Source organism: Microcoleus sp. PH2017_34_RAT_O_A (genome assembly GCF_020737885.1).
In the GTDB taxonomy this organism is placed as follows: domain Bacteria; phylum Cyanobacteriota; class Cyanobacteriia; order Cyanobacteriales; family Microcoleaceae; genus Microcoleus.
Window position 1 is genome coordinate 1 of the sequence record NZ_JAEQDD010000057.1, and the last position, 21,273, is coordinate 21,273.

Annotated in this window: 20 protein-coding genes; 8 read left to right on the forward strand and 12 right to left on the reverse strand. The window is 45.2% G+C overall.

Annotation, left to right across the window (positions count from 1 at the left end; translation table 11 throughout):
• Positions 1 to 383 precede the first annotated feature (383 nt).
• A complete protein-coding gene (hisH, locus tag JGK11_RS19435; protein ID WP_293185028.1) occupies positions 384 to 1,019 on the reverse strand; it encodes an imidazole glycerol phosphate synthase subunit HisH in 636 nt (211 codons plus the stop codon).
• Positions 1,020 to 1,183: 164 nt separating this feature from the next.
• Here hisH and JGK11_RS19440 point away from each other — a divergent pair, with 164 nt between their 5' ends.
• A complete protein-coding gene (locus tag JGK11_RS19440; RefSeq protein WP_293185029.1) occupies positions 1,184 to 1,720 on the forward strand; it encodes a peptidase C15 in 537 nt (178 codons plus the stop codon).
• 42 nt (positions 1,721 to 1,762) lie between these two features.
• Here JGK11_RS19440 and JGK11_RS19445 read toward each other — a convergent pair whose 3' ends face one another.
• Complete coding sequence (locus tag JGK11_RS19445; RefSeq protein WP_293149208.1) at positions 1,763 to 2,245, reverse strand: flavin reductase family protein; 483 nt, start codon at positions 2,243 to 2,245, stop codon at positions 1,763 to 1,765.
• Positions 2,246 to 2,531: 286 nt separating this feature from the next.
• On the opposite strand from JGK11_RS19445, the gene JGK11_RS19450 reads away from it, so the two are divergent.
• Positions 2,532 to 3,731, forward strand: a complete 1,200-nt coding sequence (locus JGK11_RS19450) for a glycosyltransferase family 87 protein (RefSeq protein ID WP_293185030.1) — start codon at positions 2,532 to 2,534, stop codon at positions 3,729 to 3,731.
• 66 nt (positions 3,732 to 3,797) lie between these two features.
• On the opposite strand, the gene JGK11_RS19455 is transcribed toward JGK11_RS19450, so the two are convergent.
• The 3 genes from JGK11_RS19455 to lgt all read right to left on the reverse strand — a co-directional run bounded on the left by JGK11_RS19455 (position 3,798) and on the right by lgt (position 6,644).
• Positions 3,798 to 4,634 (reverse strand): dienelactone hydrolase family protein, encoded by an 837-nt coding sequence (locus tag JGK11_RS19455; RefSeq protein ID WP_293196723.1) that lies wholly within the window; start codon positions 4,632 to 4,634, stop codon positions 3,798 to 3,800.
• 216 nt (positions 4,635 to 4,850) lie between these two features.
• A complete protein-coding gene (gene cobM, locus JGK11_RS19460) occupies positions 4,851 to 5,630 on the reverse strand; it encodes a precorrin-4 C(11)-methyltransferase (protein WP_293185032.1) in 780 nt (259 codons plus the stop codon).
• A gap of 120 nt (positions 5,631 to 5,750) precedes the next feature.
• The gene (gene lgt, locus JGK11_RS19465; RefSeq protein ID WP_293185033.1) at positions 5,751 to 6,644 is read right to left on the reverse strand and encodes a prolipoprotein diacylglyceryl transferase; all 894 of its coding nucleotides are present in this window, start codon (positions 6,642 to 6,644) and stop codon (positions 5,751 to 5,753) included.
• 417 nt (positions 6,645 to 7,061) lie between these two features.
• Between lgt and JGK11_RS19470 the strand changes: the two genes are divergently transcribed.
• Both JGK11_RS19470 and rlmN read left to right on the forward strand, forming a co-directional pair.
• The gene (locus JGK11_RS19470; protein ID WP_293185034.1) at positions 7,062 to 8,129 is read left to right on the forward strand and encodes an acyltransferase; all 1,068 of its coding nucleotides are present in this window, start codon (positions 7,062 to 7,064) and stop codon (positions 8,127 to 8,129) included.
• A 111-nt stretch (positions 8,130 to 8,240) separates the two neighbouring features.
• Positions 8,241 to 9,350, forward strand: a complete 1,110-nt coding sequence (rlmN, locus tag JGK11_RS19475) for a 23S rRNA (adenine(2503)-C(2))-methyltransferase RlmN (RefSeq protein WP_293185035.1) — start codon at positions 8,241 to 8,243, stop codon at positions 9,348 to 9,350.
• A 136-nt stretch (positions 9,351 to 9,486) separates the two neighbouring features.
• On the opposite strand, the gene JGK11_RS19480 is transcribed toward rlmN, so the two are convergent.
• From JGK11_RS19480 to JGK11_RS19490, 3 genes are all read right to left on the reverse strand, one after another.
• Positions 9,487 to 10,596: a class I SAM-dependent methyltransferase gene (locus JGK11_RS19480; protein ID WP_293185037.1), complete on the reverse strand. Its 1,110-nt coding sequence runs from the start codon at positions 10,594 to 10,596 to the stop codon at positions 9,487 to 9,489.
• 125 nt (positions 10,597 to 10,721) lie between these two features.
• Positions 10,722 to 11,384 carry a phosphoribosylglycinamide formyltransferase gene (gene purN, locus JGK11_RS19485; RefSeq protein WP_293185039.1) on the reverse strand — a complete coding sequence of 221 codons (663 nt, stop codon included), beginning with the start codon at positions 11,382 to 11,384 and terminating at the stop codon, positions 10,722 to 10,724.
• Positions 11,385 to 11,662: 278 nt separating this feature from the next.
• Positions 11,663 to 12,247: a GNAT family protein gene (locus JGK11_RS19490; protein WP_293185041.1), complete on the reverse strand. Its 585-nt coding sequence runs from the start codon at positions 12,245 to 12,247 to the stop codon at positions 11,663 to 11,665.
• Between the two features lie 59 nt (positions 12,248 to 12,306).
• On the opposite strand from JGK11_RS19490, the gene JGK11_RS19495 reads away from it, so the two are divergent.
• Entirely contained in the window at positions 12,307 to 13,197 is an 891-nt protein-coding gene (locus tag JGK11_RS19495) for a sugar ABC transporter permease (protein ID WP_293212537.1), read from the forward strand.
• Between the two features lie 226 nt (positions 13,198 to 13,423).
• On the opposite strand, the gene JGK11_RS19500 is transcribed toward JGK11_RS19495, so the two are convergent.
• The gene (locus JGK11_RS19500) at positions 13,424 to 14,014 is read right to left on the reverse strand and encodes a DJ-1/PfpI family protein (protein WP_293196722.1); all 591 of its coding nucleotides are present in this window, start codon (positions 14,012 to 14,014) and stop codon (positions 13,424 to 13,426) included.
• Positions 14,015 to 14,092: 78 nt separating this feature from the next.
• Between JGK11_RS19500 and JGK11_RS19505 the strand changes: the two genes are divergently transcribed.
• The gene (locus JGK11_RS19505; RefSeq protein WP_293190404.1) at positions 14,093 to 14,461 is read left to right on the forward strand and encodes a hypothetical protein; all 369 of its coding nucleotides are present in this window, start codon (positions 14,093 to 14,095) and stop codon (positions 14,459 to 14,461) included.
• A gap of 459 nt (positions 14,462 to 14,920) precedes the next feature.
• On the opposite strand, the gene psaX is transcribed toward JGK11_RS19505, so the two are convergent.
• Positions 14,921 to 15,067 (reverse strand): photosystem I protein PsaX, encoded by a 147-nt coding sequence (psaX, locus tag JGK11_RS19510; protein WP_293185047.1) that lies wholly within the window; start codon positions 15,065 to 15,067, stop codon positions 14,921 to 14,923.
• 124 nt (positions 15,068 to 15,191) lie between these two features.
• Positions 15,192 to 16,163 carry a lipoyl synthase gene (locus JGK11_RS19515; protein ID WP_293190402.1) on the reverse strand — a complete coding sequence of 324 codons (972 nt, stop codon included), beginning with the start codon at positions 16,161 to 16,163 and terminating at the stop codon, positions 15,192 to 15,194.
• Positions 16,164 to 17,174: 1,011 nt separating this feature from the next.
• Between JGK11_RS19515 and JGK11_RS19520 the strand changes: the two genes are divergently transcribed.
• A complete protein-coding gene (locus tag JGK11_RS19520) occupies positions 17,175 to 17,732 on the forward strand; it encodes a response regulator (RefSeq protein WP_293185050.1) in 558 nt (185 codons plus the stop codon).
• Positions 17,733 to 18,035: 303 nt separating this feature from the next.
• A complete protein-coding gene (locus JGK11_RS19525; protein ID WP_293185051.1) occupies positions 18,036 to 19,127 on the forward strand; it encodes a PfkB family carbohydrate kinase in 1,092 nt (363 codons plus the stop codon).
• 271 nt (positions 19,128 to 19,398) lie between these two features.
• On the opposite strand, the gene JGK11_RS19530 is transcribed toward JGK11_RS19525, so the two are convergent.
• Entirely contained in the window at positions 19,399 to 21,267 is a 1,869-nt protein-coding gene (locus JGK11_RS19530) for a CapA family protein (RefSeq protein WP_293212539.1), read from the reverse strand.
• Positions 21,268 to 21,273: the final 6 nt, after the last annotated feature.

Consider the following 21,273-nt stretch of genomic DNA (forward strand, 5'->3'; position numbering starts at 1 on the left):
GCTCTTCCCGCAAATATTAAAATTAATTGAGGTATGAGGTATGTAGTTGCGCTTCAGCGCTCTTCCCGCAAATATTAAAATTAATTGAGGTATGAGGTACGTAGTTGCGCTTAAGCGCTCTTCCCGCAAATATTAAAATTAATTGAGGTATGAGGTATGTAGTTGCGCTTAAGCGCTCTTCCCGCAAATATTAAAATTAATTGAGGTATGAGGTACGTAGTTGCGCTTCAGCGCTCTTTCCGACGTTTGATAGTCAACATATTTTTGACTGTGTTAAGAAGTCCGTAATTTGGGATTTAGCGCTCTTTCCGATATCCCCAAAAGAGCGCTAAAGCGCAACTACGTACCTGGATTTAATAGACATTTTGCAAGATATCTATTACCTAAGCAGCAACTTTTGTTCTCACCAGACTGACAAAATTTGACAGCATATGCAATCCCGTACTCGAAGACTTTTCCGGGTGAAACTGCACCGCCATCAGATTATCTTTAGCGATCGCCGCCGTCACATTTTGACTTCCGTGAGTCACCATAGCCGATCGCACTTTCAAATCAACCGGATCGACATAATAAGAATGCACGAAATAAACCCAAGGATCGGAGGGTAAACCTTCCCACAGCGGTTGATTCGGCTGAGCAAATTCTAATTGATTCCATCCCATGTGCGGAATTGTCAGCCCCGGTTCCGACTGAAACCTGCGGACTTTGCCCGAAATAACGCCCAAGCCTGGTTCTACGCCTTCCTCCGAACTTTCAAACAGGATTTGCAAACCCAAACAAATGCCTAAAAAAGGTTTTCCCGAGGCGATCGCACTTTTTATCGGTTCTATCAAATTGCGCGATCGTAAATTCTGCATTGCCGGATCGAAGGAACCCACTCCCGGCAAAACCACCGCATCAGCCTGCTCGATGATAGCAGGAGAATCCGTAATTTTTGGCACTGCACCCACATTTTCCAAGCCTTTACAGACAGAGTGCAGATTGCCCATGTCATAGTCCACTACTGCGATGACAGACATTGACTTACTTGCCTTATATTATCAATATCGCTATTATTGCATACAATCAGTCATTAGTCAGTTGTTATTAGTTATTGGTTATTGGTTATATGTTGCTGCCAATTCCCAATTCCCAATTCCCAATTCCCAATTCCCAATTCCCAATTCCCAATTCCCAATCATTTATGACAACAAAATTTTTATTAACATCATTTGATACTTGGCTTCCCCATCAGAAATCCAACTCTTCCGACGATTTATTAGCCAAAATTTCCCAAATTCAATCTTTGCCTGATTCGCTAACTTTTTTGAGAAAACTGCCCGTAGATTTTCAGGAAGCGCCGAATTTGGCGATCGCCCAAATCAACCAAATCCAACCCGAAACCATTATCTGCTGCGGCATGGCCGAAAGCCGGGAAAAATTAACCGTAGAATCTTGCGCTTGCTGCGATACAGACATTCTGAAAACAAAAGTCAATCTCGAACCGCTAGTCGCTGATTTATGCACCACAGAAATCAGTTACGAAGCCGGAAAATATGTTTGTGAAGCTCTCTATTACGCAGTTTTAAAACATATTCGCAATGCTCAACTTCCCGCTAAATGTATTTTCGTCCACGTGCCAATTTTAACATTAGAAAATTCTGACAAAATTGTCGGCGATTTTTTATCTATTGTCAATCGCCTAACAATTAACCACTGTCAACTGACAACTGACAACTGACAATTGCCAATTGCCAATTGCCAATTGCCAATTGCCAAGTTGTTAACCGCCGTAATTCCAGCCCGTCGTTTCTAATAGCAACGGATCGCCCTCGCGATGAACACCGGCACCGATAACTTCACCGACATAAACCGTGTGATCTCCGTGTTCCACAGCACCAACAACATTGCACTCAATGTAACCCAGAGTATCCGAAATAATCGGACAACCGGTTTCGGCGCCTAGATAAAATTCTACATCCTCAAATTTATTGCCAACGCGGCGCTGCTGCTTGAAGAATTTCTGGGCTAACTCTTTTTGTCCAGCTTCCAGGAAACTCAAAGCAAACACACCGCTAGCTTTGATCATGGCGTGGGATTTGGAGTCTTGCTTGACGCAGTTGACGACTAAGGGAGGGGTAAAGGAAGATTGCATCACCCAGCTAGCGGTGAAACCGTTGACTTCTTCCCCGTCTTTGACACCGCAAATGTACAATCCGTGAGGGATTTTGCGGAGGAGGGTCTTTTTAGCTTGTTCGTCTAGCACGGGCTTACCTGTCGATCGATAATTCTACACCGCCCAGTTTACCAATGTCCCGTCCACAAACCCAACTGTCTTAAGGGCGATGCGCCACACGGAGAATCTTGAGATTGCCAATATTAGTTTTTTCACAACCAAATTTTCTGCTTGCCACAATATTTATTTTTATTAACTTAAATTGAGTTTTTCCGATGTTTTGACAACCAACTATATACTATGTTAAGACTTTAGCTATTAATCTTAGAATCTAAACGCAGTCACTCAATTAGTTAACAAAACCGGAGATAATTCGATGACAGAATCGTTTAAACGGAACTTTGGTTTAGGTCTTGTAGCAGTCAGTATATTATCTCTAATTTGTTTCGGCATAATAGGGATTGGCAGAGATGGCCAGCTAAATGCTGACGGTTCTGTACTTTACGCTGCTGGGCGTGCTTGGCTGAAGGGTTTAAATCCCTACAACCACGATATGCTGACTCAGAGTGTAGCGACAATAAAAGAAATTGACACGCTTCAAGATGCGGCTTTCTTTTATCCTCCTCAATCAGCCGCATTGTTTATGTTTGTCGGTCTTTTCGATTACCCTGTTGCCAAATTCGTTTGGCTATTACTCAACTTGCTGTCAATCGCAGCTATTATTGCGATGACAGTTCGCACCATCAACCAACATCAAAATAACAGTCAAAATCAACTCGGCAGTTTGGTGATGGCTGCGATGATTATCGGCAACCCATTCACTGCCCACGTTGTGTGGATGGGTCAAACTTCTTTGATGGCTTTTGCCGGGACAATGGCTGCTTGGTTCTTCAGCCAACGGCAAAAATTTGTATTGGCAGGTATCTGTTTGGGTATAGCCAGTTTTAAGCCGCAACTATGCTTATTGCTGGGTATTTGGTTTTTGCTAGAACGGAACTGGAAAATATTAGCTGTAGCCTTGGCAACGGTTATAATTATGAGCGCTTACCCATTGGTGCTGTACGGCGGGCCAGTTGGGATGCTGGCAGCATGGCATCAAGGAATTCTAGACAGCTATAGTTCTTTGCCTTTCAATCAACCGGGGTTTCAAGATAAAGTTGGTATGGAAAGTCTTTTCGCTTCTTTAGGCTTGAAGGTACCGGCTATCAAGATTGTGGCAGTAATTTTAGCGGTTGTGCTGTGGGTGTTTCGCAATAGAATTAATCGCGAAGATGTGTTGGCTCTGCTGATGGGTATATCCTTCACCTTTCTGGGATATACTCACGTTTACGATTATGTAGGTTTGTTCCCGATTCTGACTTCGCTGTGGCTGTATTGCAGCAATAACCGCAAAGCTTTGCTCGGCAGTATTGCCTTAGTTTTTCTGCTCTTTTTTCCGAGACGGATATTTTTAGCAGCGGGTTTGCCTTTTTTGATTCACTGGAGAACAATTGTTGTTTTAATTCTAGTAGTTGGTGTTGTTCTATTCAGCATGAAATCTAAATCGAGTGAGGGATTGCAACAAGAAATTGCTTGATTTTGGGTCGAGTTACCAGTGACGATATTTTTAACTGTCCACTGGCGACTCCCTTGCTCAAAACTCTCAAACAACTCCGTGCTTTTTAAACCAATCTTGCAGCTTTTTCCAAGCATCATTGGCTTCTTTTTCCCGATAAGTGGGGCGATAGTCGGCGTTAAAACCGTGGGGTGTATCTGGATAAAGCACAATTTCGGAACCGCTGGTACCAGTTTTGAGAAGTTGTTGCATTTTCTCGACTGTATCGTTGGGAATTAAGTCATCTTTGCCACCGTAAAGCCCCAATACTGGCACTTTCAAAGTTGCTGCAAGGTCGATCGGCCCTTTGGGAGTCAAAGGCGTAGAATCGCTAGCCAAACGCCCGTACCAAGCCACACCAGCTTTGACTTTCGGGTTGTGGGCTGCGTACAGCCACACAATTCTGCCACCCCAGCAAAATCCGGTAATCCCTAACTTATCAATATTGCCCTTGGCTGACTTTTGCGCCCAATCGACGGTAGCATCTAAATCGGACATGACTTGAGCGTCGGGAACTTTGGAGACAACTTTACTGACAATTTCTTGAATGTCGGTGATTTTAGAAACATCACCTTGACGGGCAAACATCTCTGGGGCGATCGCCAAATAACCTAATTTAGCAAAACGGCGGCAAATATCTTGGATGTGCGCGTGAACCCCGAAGATTTCTTGAATCACTAAAATGACTGGAAAATTGCTACCGCTGGCCGGCATTGCCCTGTATGCTGGAATCTGCCCGTCTTTCACGGGGATTTTAACTTCACCTGCAACTAAATTCGTTGCATCTGTGGTAATAGTTGCCAAAGAAATAGGATGAACTGCTAATGCAAATCCGGCGGTTAATGCGGTGACAGTGATAAATTGTCTGCGAGTTAAATCTTTCATTGGTAATGGGGAATAGGGAATAGGGAATAGGGCATTGGGCATTGGGAATGGGGCATTGGGCATTGGGAATGGGGCATTGGTTATTGGGAAGAAGGCCCGCGCCGGGCATTGGGCATTGGGTATAGGGCATTGGGTATAGGGAATAGGAACCAACCAATAACAAATAACCAATAACAAATAACCAATAACAAATAACCAATAACAAATAACCAATAACTACTGACGAAATAGCCGATCGTGCTCTGGATGATACAAGCGCGATCGCCCTTGGGCCTCTTTTCCCAAAGCCGGACTAATCACATACATCGTCGTTCTGATCAAATTATGTTCGCGAGTGGCGATCGCCATTTTGTCAAGAGGAACCAGCACAATCTTCTCATCAGGCCAGCCCAACCGATAACAAATCGCCACAGGCAAATCAGACGGGTAATATTCCATCAACTTAGCTTGAGCCTGTTCGACATGGCGGGCGCTCAAATACAGACACAAACTCGCTTGATGAGCCGCCAAACCAGCTAATTCTTCACGTTCTGGTACTTCAGTTCTGCCGCTAATTCTGGTCAAAATAATTGTCTGCACAACTCCGGGAACTGTCAACTCAATTTTAAGTTTAGCCGCCGCAAGTTGGAAAGCGCTAATTCCCGGAATTACCTCAAAAGCAATTCCCGCTTCAGCCAAAGCGTGCATTTGTTCGCCGACTGCGCCGTAGAGACAGGGATCGCCCGAATGCAGTCGGACGACGCTTTTGCCGGCTCGCACTCGATCCACCATCAAAGGTACAATCTCTTCGAGAGTCTTATCTGCCGTTTGGATAACTTCAGCATCCGCGCGCACCCCCTCTAAAATTTGCTTTGGAACTAGGGAATCGGCAAATAATATGACATCGGCCTGGGCCAGCAATTTTTGAGCCCTAACAGTCAACAAATCCGGGTCTCCGGGGCCTGCACCTACAATGTATACGCCTGGAATTAGGGATTGAATCTCTGTCAAACTCATTGCTGATAAAAAATTTGCGAAATTTACTGGCGTTTCCGGATGCACCTATTTTGGTTGGAAGTAAGGGATGGTAGATGCACCCTGGTTTTGAACCCTAGAGACTAACGTCTCTGGGGTTTTTTATTGATCCTCTGGGGATTTGGGAGCAACCTTTGTGCGATCGCCCGTGGCTGATACAACATCTGGCAAAGGTCGATCGAGCAAATAAAGCCAAGCCAACCCGCCAAAACCTAACACAATCCCAGTCAAACTTACCATCTGCGCCGTCCGCAGCGGCCCGAACATCAAACTATCAGTTCGCAACCCTTCAATCCAGACTCTACCGCAACTGTAAGCTGCGATGTAAACCAAAAACAAAGCACCTGTTTTTAACCTAATTTTGCCCTGCAAATCGCGGAAAAACAAAGTCAGCAGCAACCCAAATACTGTCAAATTCCACAGAGATTCGTAGAGAAAAGTGGGATGGAAGTATTCAAAATTAGCATAGGCGATCGGGCGACTGTTTGCCGGAATATAGAGTTTCCAGGGCAAATCCGTAGGACTGCCAAAAGCTTCGGAATTAAAGAAATTTCCCCAACGTCCGATCGCCTGACCAAGAATTGCCGAAGGTGCGATCAAATCGGCCAATTGCCAAAAAGAAACTCGCTGGATTTTCGCAAAAATCAAAGCTGCGATCGTGCCGCCCAAAATTGCGCCGTGAATGGCAATTCCGCCTTTCCAAATCGCAATAATATCTTCAGGTCTCTGGGCGTATTGCTGCCACTCAAAAGCCACGTAATAAATTCTAGCGCAAGGAATAGCGCCCAGAACCAGCCAAATTGCTAAATCGCCCAGCAATTCCGGGTTAACGCGGCGTTTTTCGGCCAAATATTGGGACAGACTGACCCCAATCAAAACGGCAGAAGCTATCAACAGCCCGTACCAACGAACGGCTACGGGGCCGAGTTGAAAGATAATCGGGCCCGGGGATGTGAATTGAAAACCTAAAGGCAGCGCAAGAATATTTAGCACCATGAAAGTTGAATTATTTTTGGTGGAAAGCTGTCAAATTTGCATACCCTTTCACAAACTACAGAGTTTATTTTAGGTGACTGCGGTCATTTACACGCAATATTTGGGGAATTTCGCCGAAAATTAACTTTGTTGTCGAGATTTCTGTTATTGCAACCTTGTTGACGTGACACGACGGACTCAAAGGCTACACTCAGAATCACAGAATTACCTTGCAATGCCTCCAGGAATATACAGCAGGTTGCAGGTTTAGGAAGTACACCCGCTTATCGAGCAATTCCCGTTGGGACAAGGCACTGCCCTCCATACTGCACTTCATAAACTGGGGATAGGCTGTAAGCATCAGTCGGGCTTGACATAAAAAAACTATGGGTGTTAGTATGCACTAATCAAAAAAATAATATTCTTTAGAAAAAAATTATGGTAAAATCCAAATTTTACATTCCTTCCTTGGACGGAATTAGGACGATTGCTTTTTTCATTGTCTTTTTATCTCATGCAGGGGGCGAGAATATTTTCCCTGGGGCCTTTGGTGTAACAGTGTTTTTCTTTTTAAGTGGATATTTGATCACAACTTTGCTGAGACGTGAATATGAACAAAACCAATTCATTAATTTAAAACATTTTTATTTACGACGTATTCTGCGAATTTTGCCTGGGTTTTATGTAATTTTATTCCTAGCATCTATCTTGACCTGGATAGGTGTACTTGAAGGAGAAATACAACTACCAGCTTTTTTAAGCCAGGCTCTCCATTATTATAACTATTATGTAACTTTTTTTGGTGGTTCCGGAGTAGCTCCTGGTACTCAGGTATATTGGTCTCTGGCGGTGGAGGAACACTTCTACTGTCTTTTCCCTTTTCTCTACATAAGTTTACTCAAAATGCGTGTGAGTCCCCAAAGGCAAATGTTAATTATTTGGGGGATTTGCTTAGCTATTCTAATTTGGAGATGTGTTCTAGTGTTTGGCAGGGGAGCAGATGAAAATAGCATCATTTTTTTATCAGATACGAGAATAGATAGTATATTGTTTGGCTGTGCATTAGCGGTCAATGGCAACCCAGTATTAGATGCTCCCTATGGCTCTGATAGACTGTGGAAGTATTTCGTACTACCAGCCGGAATTACTGTAATTATTTTATCGTTTATATGTGATTCTAGTGAATTTGAAAGTACAGTGCGTTACACTATTCAAGGTATTGCACTACATGGTCTTTTTATGGCTGCTATCCGTTTTCCCGATTGGGGAGTATTTCAAATTCTCAATTGGAATTGGATGCGGTTTATCGGTTTGCTTTCATACTCGCTTTATTTAGTACACCATACTGTAATTAAGGCTGTTTATCTTTATTTACCTCAAGTTTATGTGGTTTTGCAAGGAGCGATAAGTATGCTGATTTCCTTGATATTAGCCTATGCAATATATAGGTATATAGAGATGCCATGCGGAAAGCTACGCAAGCAGTTGTCATCCTCATCAAGTTAAGTGCCACAAAAAATTTACCAAGTCTATTTTCGCCAATTTCGTCACCGATAGGTGGCAGCTTTGGTCGAAAAGTTTTAATATAGAGGGTGGTTTTAAATTTTCTGATGACCTATGTCTCCTACTTCCGTTTCTCAGGTGTACTCTTCTGGTAATTCCAGGGATGCGAATCAGTCTCGCAAGACTGATGCTTTGGCTGTTGAGTCTGGTAAAATTCCGCCGTTGTTGGGCGCGAATTTGGCTGAGTTAACGGAGTGGGTACAGCAGCAGGGACAACCGGCTTATCGCGGGAAACAGTTGTATCAGTGGATTTATGAGAAAGGGGCGCGATCGATCTCTGACATTTCTGTATTCTCGAAACAATGGCGCGAGACTGTTGCTAAAATTCCGATCGGGCGATCGACTATTCATTTGCGATCGGTCGCACCAGACTCCACCGTAAAGTATCTCCTAAAATTAGCAGACGGTCAAATCATTGAAACCGTCGGCATTCCCACCGAAAAACGGCTGACAGTGTGCGTCTCAGCCCAAGTTGGCTGCGCGATGGGCTGCGACTTTTGCGCCACGGGTAAAGGCGGTTTCAAGCGCAACTTAGAAAAACACGAAATCGTCGATCAAGTCTTGACAGTACAGCAAGATTTCGGCCGCCGAGTCAGCCACATCGTATTTATGGGGATGGGCGAACCCCTGCTGAATTTCGATAATGTCGTAGCTGCTGTCAAGTGTTTGAATCAAGACGTAGGAATTGGACAGCGAAACATCACCATTTCCACAGTCGGAATCCGCAATCGCATCACCCAACTAGCTGAACATCAACTGCAAGTTACCCTCGCCGTCAGCCTCCACGCCTCCAATCAAAGACTGCGCGAAGAGTTGATTCCCAGCGCCCACCCTTATCCTTTGGGTGAGTTAATGGCAGAATGCCGCGAATATGTGCGATCGACTGGACGTAGGTTAAGCTTTGAATACGTACTCTTAGCTAATGTGAATGATTTACCGGAACACGCCGCCGAGTTAGCAAGTCAGTTGCGCGGCTTTCAGTGTCACGTCAATTTGATTCCTTACAATCCGATTCAAGAAGCTGAATATCAGCGGCCAACTCCCAATCGAATTAACAATTTTGTGACGGTTTTGAAGGAAAAGAAAATTGCAGTTAGCGTGCGATATTCTCGTGGTTTAGAAGCAGATGCCGCCTGCGGACAATTGCGGGCCTCCGAGGTTTAATAGTAGATTTTTACTGTTAGGTAAAATTGGTTCGTAGTGAGGACTTTAGTCCTCTCTCATTTGATGCGGACTAAAGTCCTCACTACGAACGTTTTTGATTGTGTTTGTGCGAGATGACATGATATTACAACACACTCTACAAGCGTTTAACCAGTATCCACCGCAACTCCAACGGCGGCGTTTCTTGCACCGGAAATAAATCGCGCCCACTCGCCCAACTGACAAACCAAGGCGTCGGCGGCCACGCAGAATCAGGCAAATGTTTTTGTTCGTATTCAATCACCGATTCATCGGCAATAATTTCTAACGGTAAACCCTCGATAGCTGCTTCCAATTCTTGTCTGGTAATTAAATAAGACCAACACAATTCTGACATTTGTTTTGCCATCTCATCTGGTTCATAGCCCTCGACAGCTAAGAAAGTGCTGAACAAGATAAACCCGCCACTTAACACAGCATCGGACATTTTGCCGAGAAATAAGCGGATTTGTTCGGGATAGCGGAAGTGCGAGAGAACTTCGGTAGCAATCGCTAATTTGTACCGATAGGTTTTCATCCTCAATAAAGGATCTAAAACGTCGCCTTGGATGACATGAATCGGCAACTTTTCGGCGGTGGCTGCTGCTGAGAGTTTTTCGGCAAATATCGGCGTTAGCTCGATCGCATCCACGGAATGTCCTAACCTAGCTAAAGGCAGACTATTGCGCCCTGGGCCCGCACCGACATCTAAAATAGCTGCTTTACCCGGTTCCCCTAATTCGGCGACAATTGCCATGACTTTAGCATCGGGATGGCTGCCAAATAAAGGTTCGGGGCGAATATCCGGCCAGGTATGATATTTCTGGGCCATCGATTCGACTTGAATCTTGGTATTCAGAGTAATCCCGCCGCCTAAGCCAGTTTGGGGATTGGCGGGAAAGTATGAGACGATGAGATTAGCGTGGGGAGAATTTTTGAATCCTTCTGTTAAGGCGTTAGCGATTAATGTTCGCAAATTTTCGGTTTGGGCAGCGTCGAGGTTTTGTCCGAGAACTTTTAAGAAGTCTGAGAGTAATTTTAGATAGTCGTCTAGCATTGATGGCAAACAAGGTAGATAAAATTCTCCCTTGATGCCGATGTTCTTTTTGAGTCTTTCTTTGAGAATTAATTTCAGGCTATTAGAATCAGTCAGCGGCGGGCCAGTTTCGGGCGAGTCGCTGACAGGCAATTCTGGGGAAGATGCGGCACTGGTAGGGTTTTTAGTCACAATGTTTTCGATGATAACCGCGCAATTTGCGGAAAAGTGCGATCGACATTACGGACAATCATAACCTCGGTGGTTGCTCTCGGTGGCGAAATTTGGTATAATTGTCTGCTGCCAAGATTCAGACATTAAACAGGAGGTCGATCGGCAATAAGTGCGATCGCGCCTAACATAATTTTATGCTCTTGCACCTGAATTCTCGCGTGCAGCGTTTCTGGCGTATCATCAGGCAATACCGGCACCGCAGCCTGCATTAAAATCGGCCCGCTGTCTACTTCCAAATGAGCGATGTGCACCGTACATCCCGTTATTTTCACCTTAGCGGCGAGTGCTTGCTCAACGGCGCGAATGCCTGGGAAACTCGGCAGCAAACTGGGGTGAATGTTAATAACTTTGTCTGCAAAAGCATCAAGCAAAACTTTGGTAACAATTCGCATCCAACCCGCCATCACCACCCATTCTACATCATGGGATTGAAAAGTTTTAACAATTTTTGTATCTAATTCTTCGCGGCTTTTGCAATCGCGGTGATTGAGCAAAATCGAGGGAATGCCGTATTTTTCCGCTCTGGCGACAGCTTTAGCTTCGGGATTGTTGTAAATTAACACTGGGATTTTAGCGTTGAGTTGTCCCTGTTGGATGGCTTCGGCAATTACCTCGAAGTTGCTACCGCTACCAGAGGCTAAAACTCCTAGTTTTAACGGTGGATGAGTCGGATCGATCGCCGGAAAGCCAATCTCAGGAGAAATCAGGCTGGCAGTGGAATTAGTAGATACTGGGTTAACCGTCATAAGTTATTGGTTATTGGTTATTGGTTATTGGTTATTGGTTATTGGTTGTTGGTTGTTGGTTGTTGGTTGTTGGTTAACTGTCATACCAATTTAATGTGAAGTTGCATAGAATCGGATCCCCCTAAATCCCCCTTAAGAAGGGGGACTTTGAGAAAAATCTTGTCCCCCCCCTTATTAAGGGGGGTTAGGGGGGGATCGGATTTGGGAGCAGCCTCATAAAAAATTGTTATCAACTGTCAACTGTCAACTGTCAACTGTTTAAATAGCCTGAAAAACATTCAATCAGATTCTACAACAATACCATTAAAAAACTCTTCCCTCAGAAGCGAATAAATTTTCAGATCCCAATATCTGCCCTTGACAAATAGCTGCTGTCGCAAAATCCCTTCCAACTGCATCCCCACTTTTTCCATCACCCTCGCCGAAGCAATATTGTTAACTTCACATCTACCCACAATTCGATTTAGCAACATCTCCCGAAAGCCAAATTCAATAATTGCATTGACAGCCTCGCTCATGTATCCTTCTCTCCAATATCTCGCAGAAAGTGCATAGCCAATTTCCGCGCGGCTGTGCGTCATGCTCCATTCCACATATCCGCAAGTCCCGATAAACTTTTTCTCGGCTTTGTGGACAATTCCCCAATCTACAAGCTCTTTTCTTTTGTACATTTTTGTCAGAGACTTAAGAAAGTATTTAGTGTCTTCGATGGAGGTGTGGGTTGACCACATTGTGTATTCGGAGACTTCCGGGTTGGAAGCATACTCAAACATATCGCTGGCATCATTTAAAGTGATTTTTCGGAGCAGGAGCCTTTCAGTTTCTATAGTGGGTATATTTGCTAATATATCGAGCAATTTCATTTTGACATTGACCTATATTGTGATACCATTTAAAACTAAAAGCTAAAATTTACAAGCCAATGGTTCCGATAAAATCTGGGCGTTTTAACTGGTTGGACAATGAGTCGATCGCAGCTTGGACATTTCTGGCCCCAGCTTTACTGTTTCTGGGTACTTTTTTGATTTGGCCGATCGCCTATTTATTCTACCTTAGCTTTACCAGAGGCAGCTTTACCCAGTCGGGAGTGCGTTTGATTGGCGCCAATAACTACTCGCGCCTGCTCACAAATCCGGATTTTTGGCAAGTTCTCCAAAACACGATCTATTTTACAACCGCGACAGTCATTCCTAGTTTAATAATTCCGTTGGGTTTGGCAGTTTTGCTAAATCGCTCGTTTGCTTGGCGAGGAGCTCTCCGCACTGCTTATTTTATCCCTTCGATTACCTCTCTAGTGGCTGTTGGCTTGGGTTGGCGGTGGTTGTTTCAGACCGAAGGCCCGGTGAATGATATGCTAAGGGCGATCGGCTTAAATCCAATTCCTTGGCTCAGCAGCACAGTTTGGGCAATGCCAGTCATAATTCTGCTCAGTGTTTGGAAACAATTAGGCTTTAATATGGTAGTATTTTTAGCAGGATTGCAAGCAATTCCGGTAAATCGTTACGAAGCAGCAGAATTGGATGGAGCTAATGGTTGGCAGCAATTTTGGCACATCACTTTACCCGGTTTGCGGCCGACTTTAGTATTTGCTACCATTACTACAGCTATTTTTACTCTACGCAGTTTCGAGCAAGTCTATGTCATCACCGGCGGCGGCCCTTTGAACTCTACTAATTTGCTAGTTTATTATATTTACGAGCAAGCTTTTTCCCAATTCGATTTTGGCTATGCAGCCGCAGCAGCAACTTTTCTGATGGCGATAGCTTTGATATTAGTTTATATTCAGCTTCGAGTTTGGGGCGAAGATTCTTAACTAGCTACGAACACAGCTATTAGTGTCAAATTAAGAGGGTTCGCATCCCAACTACACACAAAGGTACGTTGTTGGGCTTTAGCCCTCTTTCGACGTATATATAAAGGAGGCTCAAGCCCAACTACACACAAAGGTACGTTGTTGGGCTTTAGCCCTCTTTCGACGTATATATAAAGAGGGCTAAAGCCCAACAACGTACCTAATTTTTATACTCCATTCCCAATTATCAATTATTAATTGTATATTCCATATGATCTGCTGTTTGTGCGGCTTGCGCTGTTCCCAAAAGCTTGCCGACAACGTGCAAAGACATATCAATTCCCGCAGCAATTCCCCCAGATGTAATGATTTTGCCGTTATCGACAAATCGCTGATTTTCAACAACAGTTGTATTCGGAGCTAATTCTCTCAACAAATCCAATGCCCCATGGTGTGTAGTTGCGGCCAAACCTTCCAACAAGCCAGCTTTTGCCAACAGCAGCGAACCCGTACAGACAGAAAGCACTAATTCTGCTGTTTGCGAACAATCTTTTATCCAGTTAATCACGGCTGAATTATCGATTAACTTTCTCGTGCCTAGTCCTCCCGGTACAATTAAAATATCGGGTGGCGGACAATCGGAAAAAGTACAATGGGGATTTACGCTCAAACCGTTGCGCGCGCTGACTGCACCGGGATTTTCGGCTACGGTAGAGACTGCAAAAGGTCGTGAATCCTTATTTAATTCTGATGTCACCGAAAACACTTCAAAAGGCCCGGCAAAGTCCAGTACCTCGACATCATCGAACATGAAAATAACTACGTTCCTAGTTGGCATAACACATACTTCTGATAGAGGTCAAAAATAGCAGCGATTTGTTAGAGTATAAATGCTATGATTTAAATCATTAAAGCTATGCCGAAAAATATTCGCCATCGCGACGCCATAAAAATCGGTTTTTTGTGTCTTGTTTGCGCGTTAGCAATTACTATTTCGCCAATTTTTACCCCGGCTCAATTGACCAGTCAATTAGAGTTTCGGATTACTCAATTAGAAAGTCAAATTGCTGAACTCCGCGGACAAATCAACAGTTTGCAGTCTCAAGGTTCTGGAGTTAATCGGCCTCAGTCTCCGAACCGTCCGAGTTCGAGCCGGACAAATCCTAGAATGCTTTCGGAAGATCCGATGTTTGACAATTTAGCAACTTTGGCAATTGAAACTAAGCAGGATGTGCTCAAAATTCAAGAGCGGTTGTCTAAGTTAGAAGCATCAAGAAATCGTTAGTCATTAGTCAGAAGTGCGAGCGTCCCCGCTCGCGAACAGCAGTCATTAGTCATTAGTCAGAAGTGCGATCGTCCCCGCTCGCGAACAGCAGTCATTAGTCATTAGTCAGAAGTGCGATCGTCCCCGCTCGCGAACAGCAGTCATTAGTCATTATTCATCAGGAAGAAGGAAGAAGGAAATAGTAAGAAGGAAGAGGGAAATATAGCCTTTCTCAAAAAGGTGAGGTATGACTGACAGGTTATATAACCACTGAAACCAAAAGGGCTGAAGCCCAACAACGTACCTCATCTTTCTGAGAACCGCTATAGTAAGAAGGAAAAGGTAAGTAGTAAGAAGGAAAAAGTCTCCCACTCTCCCACTCTCCCACTCTCCCACTCTCCCACTCTTCCCCTCTCCCTCTCCCTCTCTCCGACTTTGAGCTACCCAAAAGCAGGGTCTGCTCAAAGTCAACTTGCAGAACTATTCAATGATATGGAAATAATAGGCTGCAACCAGCAAATTGATACCTAACAGACCCAAAAACCAGGCTGCGCGAAAGGTGTAAGGGAATTTGCCCGTTTTCATCACGGAGTCGGATTTTAATTGGTTCTTTGCTATGTCTGCCATAATTCAAGCTCCTAATTCACAAGTCACTGTATTCACAAATAGCAGAGAGCGTCGCACATGACACAATCTAAGAGTGTTATTTTTTGTAACTAGGACTTGATACCGAGTTGAATTCAGATTGATTTCAATGGCTCTCTCCGGCGTGGTAGGAACTGCGGACTAGGGGCCCCGATCGCACTCGCTCAAACCCCATCTCGCGGGCGATCGACCCGAAACGGTCAAATTCGGCTGGCGTCCAGTATTTGCGGACTGGGAGGTGTTCTAGAGATGGTCTCATGTATTGACCGAGGGTGAGCCGATCGCACTTGGCATCCCGCAAGTCGGCCATCGCTTCCACAATCTCGGTCTCGGTTTCCCCGTGCCCCAACATCAAACCGGATTTGGTGGGAATAGTTGGGTCAAATTCCTTGACGATACGCAGAAGGTCGATCGAGCGATCGTACTTGGCCCCCCTCCGCACCGGCCCTTGCAACCGGCGCACCGTCTCAATATTGTGGTTGTAACAAGCCGGTTTTGCCTCCACCACCGTCCGAATCCGCTCCCGCTGCAACTCATCAAGCCCGGAATTCTCCCCGGGGGCGGGCGCGGGGGCACCGCCCCTACCGATGCCTCCCCAAAAATCCGGCGTTAGTACCTCAACCTCAGTATCGGGGTTTAAGTGCCGGATTTGGGCGATCGTCAACGCAAACCAACCCGCCCCTCCATCCGGCAAATCGTCCCTCGCTACCGAAGTCAGCACTGCATAGCGCAAACCCAACAATTGCACCGCCTGGGCCACCTTTTGCGGTTCCTCGGGATCGAGGGGCATCGGAGAATGACCTTTATCTACTTGACAAAAAGCACAAGCACGGGTGCAAGTCGGCCCCATCAACAAAAAAGTCGCCGTTTTTTGGGCGTAACACTCGCCCCGGTTGGGACATCTGCCTTCCTCGCAAATCGTATGAATTTGCCGCTGTTTGATAATTTTCTGCACTGCGGAAAGTTCGCTAGCTTTGCCAATCGGCCGTCGCAGCCAATCCGGCATCGCCTCGATTTCGCTCCGCATTTGAGCGGCAGTTGCTTTGACAGTAGGAGTTTGAGGAGTTTGGGGCGACATAAAACCTGCATGGCGATCGAGTTAATATATGCGATCGTATCCGAAATCAAAGTCCCTCAACTTGTAGGAATCTAACCCCAAATCAGAATCCGGATCAATTGCAGCTAAACTAAACTCGTTCAGAATTCTAGGTAGAATTCTCTTAGGGATATACTAAAGATTGCAAATCACAAGACCACACGGGAAGCGGCAAACTCAGAGACTTCATTCAGTCCTGAGAGGAAAGCGACTCGGAGGACTTTAGTCCCCGTGGTATGTAGTCTATAGCGCATCACGCGCAAACCTCGGTCTTTCAAGCCGGGGATGAAACGCAGCAGCAGCCGTTTGAAGGCTGCCATTACTCTAGATTAGAATTGAATTGTGCTAAACAAGTAGGCGTATCAACTTGCTGAACCATTCCTAGAACGGTGAAATTCCAGGCAGTAAGACACCCTCAGCATTTTAGACTGGGAAAGACTTGCAGCACAGCCAAGCAACGCAGGATGGGGAACGTACCGAACTGGCTTCGTGTTGAAAAGTGCGAACGAAAGCATAAAGCAAAAAAGTAGACGTAATGCTCATGGCGATCGTGGCGAAAGTCAGTGAGGTTGAACGTGTAGCGGCGATTTGACAGCGCCTTTAAGAACAATCGCCAGGCTGTTTCTTAAGAATCTCCGTTCCACTATAGTCGGAGAGTGTCAAAATCTAGAGGCAAGTAAGTAAATCTGTCTGCGTAACGAACTATCCTAGTACGGAGAAATTCCGGCCACTTAGTAAACGCATTGGGGCGTTAAACAAAAAGAGCAAGTAACAGCAGGATGGGAAGCGTACCGAACTGGCCAAAGTGATAGACCGAGAAAGCATTTGAAAAGGATAACGTAAGCGCGATTGCAGCATCGAAAGATAGTTGTTTTTAGCCAAAGCGAGGCACCTTGACAATGCCTTTGAAATTGGTTTCCGATCTATTCAAAAAATCTCAGTGGCTCTCAATGGCCCTGAGACCCTCAACACTCATTACTGAAGGAGTCAGTCGTGGCTGGTCAAAAAATCTTGGTAATCGATGACAGTAAAGTCATCCGCGTTCGAGTTCGAGAGATGTTACCTCAAGGTAACTTTGAAGTTCTAGAAGCAAAAGACGGCGAAGAAGGACTCAAACTGATCCGTGAAGCCCGACCGAATCTAATTATGTTAGATTTCCTACTGCCCAAAGTCAGTGGTTGGGAAGTGTATCAAAAAGTGCAAGCCCATCCGGTGCTTTGCAAGATACCTTTGGTGATCATGTCGGGGCGCGAAGAAGAGGTGATGGAGAAAATTCCAAAACCCTTCGAGAAGCATTTCTTTGCATTCATCGCTAAACCTTTTGAGAAAAAGCAGCTAACCGAGGCGATCAAATCGGCGATGGTACTGGCTAAAAAGAAACCAGTACCAGAAGCCCCTGCCGCCGCCACTGCTGTACCGAGTTCTGGAGCCGGTGCTGCCGAAATTCAGGTGATGACTAAGCAAATGGCGAAAATGCAAGCGGAAATTGATGCACTCAAAAAACAAATGACTCAGGTGATTACGATCATCAAGCAGATGAAATCGAAATAATTCTGCGGTCTTTTACAGGTACTCGTGCAGAAGACACTCATGTAGAAGGAAACTTCTACACGGTGAAACTTTCTCACTTTATTTCAATGGGTTCCTTCTCTCCGCAGTTTTTTTGCTAAATTTGTCGATCGCGCGCGATAGCCAACCGCCTGCAACCGATTTCTCACAATCTCAGTGGGAAAATCAATTAAAAGTTAAAAATCAAACCAGGGAGGAAATCAATTATTAATCTTTATTAAGATTTTTTAATTGCCGCTCGTGCCACGCTCAACTATCAACTCCTCAGTCTCATTTTTTTGGTTAATGACTAACGACTATTCCGATTTTTTGCCTCAACTGCGTGCCTCAACTGAGCAATTGTTGAAAAGATTAGACTGCTTCGATCGAGCCCAGGTATTAGCGATCGGAGATTTGACCTTGGACGAGTTTCTTACCGGACAAGTAGAGCGAATTTCCCGCGAAGCACCTGTGTTGATTTTGCGCTACGAGAATACTCGGCAATTACCCGGAGGTGGCGCAAATGCTGTCTACAATTTAGCCAAACTGGGAGGCAAAGTAAAAGTTGCTGGTTTGGTAGGAAAAGACGACCAGGGAAAGGCTTTGTGCGGTATTTTTGAGGCGGCGGGAATTGATACGGCTGGGATTTTAATCGATTCGCAGCGTCCAACCGTTACCAAAACTCGCATTTCCGGGCACGCGCGGCAGTCGGTGACTCAACAAATTGTCCGAGTCGATCGCAAATCTGACGAGTTGCCGGATTTAGACTTGCAATTGCAATTAGCAGACTACATCCGGCAGCAAATTCCGACAGTCGATGCGGTGGTTTGTTCCGACTACGGCGACGGAGTTTTGACTCGTTTGGCGATCGAATCGGCAGTGGTTCCCGGCAAAACAATTGTAGACGCTCAAACAAATTTGCAGCGATATTCTGGAGCGATGCTGTTTACTCCGAACTTACCGGAAGCCGAGCAAGCAGTCGGATATGCTATCAAAAACCCTGAAACTTTAATGCAAGCAGGACGCGATTTATTGAACTTAACTCAAGCTCAAAAAATCCTGATTACTCGCGGCGAAGAAGGGATGAGTTTGTTTGAAAGGGTGAAGGTTGAACCAATCAAAAATTCACCCCCTCCAACATCCACTTGTGAAAACGGGGAATTTGCCATTCAAAGCTGGGATATTCCCCCTTTTAACAAGACTGATGTCTTCGATGTAACTGGTGCTGGAGATACAGTCGTAGCAGCAATGACTTTAGCTTTGTGCGTCGGTGCATCCGGTTGGGAAGCAGCAGTTTTGGGCAATTTGGCCGCTAGCATTGTCGTGCGTCAATTCGGTACGGCGACGACGACAGCACAGGAAATGAAAGAAGCTTTGAAAGCAATGGTTTATGAGTAGTTATTAGTTATTGGTTATTGGTTATTGGTTATTAGTTATTAGTTATTAGTAATTGGTAATTGGTGATTGGTAATTAGTCATTTTGTAGGGTGCGTCGCTGTGAATTTTTTGATAGAACAGCAGAGATTTGTGAAGGATCCGCACCTGAATATTATGTGGTGCGGATCCATGAGATTGTCTATCTTCTTTGGGAATTTGTGAAGGATCCGCACCCTACTCACTAATTCCCAATGACCTGTTTGGCCAATGCCCAATTCCCAATTCCCAATAATTACTTACTCTTCTTCAAAATTTGTCCCTTGTCATCAATCATCAAACCAGTATTAGGAAAATCGCTCTTTGTCAAACGGCGAATCAACCCCACAGTCCGAAAATCTTCATCCACTGAGGGAATACCTTGGCTGCTAAGTTCGATGGGGATAATCTTACCAGAAACAAAATCCCCTTTTGGAGTCATTTTTACATCCAAAATCAGAGATTGACCCAGTGCTCCGGCTGTGGACAAAGTGCGATAACCCATGAAATTGCCCAGGGAATACGCGATCAATTTCCCTTTGTAAAGTTCCAAAGCTCTTGTAACGTGGGGGCCGTGTCCCAAAATCAAATCTGCTCCCGCATCAATCATCGTCCGCGAAAACAACACCATATTTCCCCGGTTTTCTCCGTAAAAGAACTCATTTCTATTGTTCACATTCTGAGCTCCGGTTCCTTCAGCTCCAGCATGAACTGAGATGACTACAATATCAGCCTTTTGCCTCGCTTTTTTGACAACTTCTGCCCCCGCTTTCAGTTCCAGCAAGGAATTGTGAACTTCGCCGTAGTTGCTGAAACCGATAAAAGCAACATTGACGCCCTTGACATTTTGATAAACAATTTGATCTCTTTTGCCAACAGCCTTCATGCCGTTGCTGTCGATGTTTTTGATCGTGTCCTTAAATCCCTGCTCGTTAAAATCGTAGGAGTGATTGTTGGCAATATTCAAGATGTCAAAACCAACATCTTTGAAGATTTTGGCATAACTCGGAGGCGTCCTAAAGGCAAACAGCATTCCTCCGCCGCCTCCTTTGGAACTGTAAGGATAATCGGTCATCGTGCTTTCAAAATTGCCAAACAGAATATCGGCTCCTTGTAGGTAGGATTTTACCGATTCAAATAAACGCTCCTTATTTTCCGGGAGTTTATTGTAGGGGAAATTGGTGCCGGGGATCATGTCGCCAACTGCTTTGATGCTGACAGTTGCGGGCAAATTTGCAGGTATTTTTGCTGCCTGGGATGGTGATTGCGATGCGGGTTTGGCGGCGGATGCTGACGCTGGGATAGATTCCTTGCGGGATGGCTTTGCCGCGCCTACTTTTTGTACCGCAGGCTTTGAGATGACATGGTTAATTGTAGCGGTGCTTGAGGATTTATTGAATTGAGAACCGAGTACAAAGCCTGCTATCGGTACGAAAATCAGGCTGAGAGTACCGACTGACAGCCAAGATTTTTTAGTTTTACGACGGGCTAAATCTGGTAGCGGTGATGGCTGTTGTTGGCGTTGGTTTGTGGCTTTGGGAGTTGGGATTGTATCTGGCGGCTGTGATGGCTTTTGTTGGCGTTGGTTTGTGGTTTTGGGAGTTGGGATTCTATAGGATTTGCGGGGGGATTTTTCTGGTATTTGAATGGGTGGGGTTGTGATATTTTGAGGTGTTTCTATTTTGGGCAAAATTACAGGAATTGGGGCAGTGGGTACACTGGCGACAGCTACAGGAATTTTGACAGGGGCTACACTCACTGGTGCGGTTACGGTTACGGGTGTGGCTACACTCACTGATGCGGCTGCGGTTGCCGGTGCACTAGCCAAGCGTTGTTTTAATTCTACCGTCTGAGTCCAAGCGGGCAATTGCTCGCCTTCGCGCCGCCCGTACACTGTTAATCCGTAAATGTTATTTGGTTGCAGTCGCTGCAACCCTTTGATTGCGACTCGGAGACAGGCTTCTTCTGCGGGCAATTGTTCTGCTTCCAGCAGGAGGTGCAGGGTTTTATTTTCCAAGCTGCCTTTAGCCGTGACGCCGAAGGTTTGGAGTGCTTGGCCGATCAGAAATGCGATCGCCCTGGCATCGCCTTCTTTTGCTAAATTTAAGATATCTTGTTGGCTCACAAATGC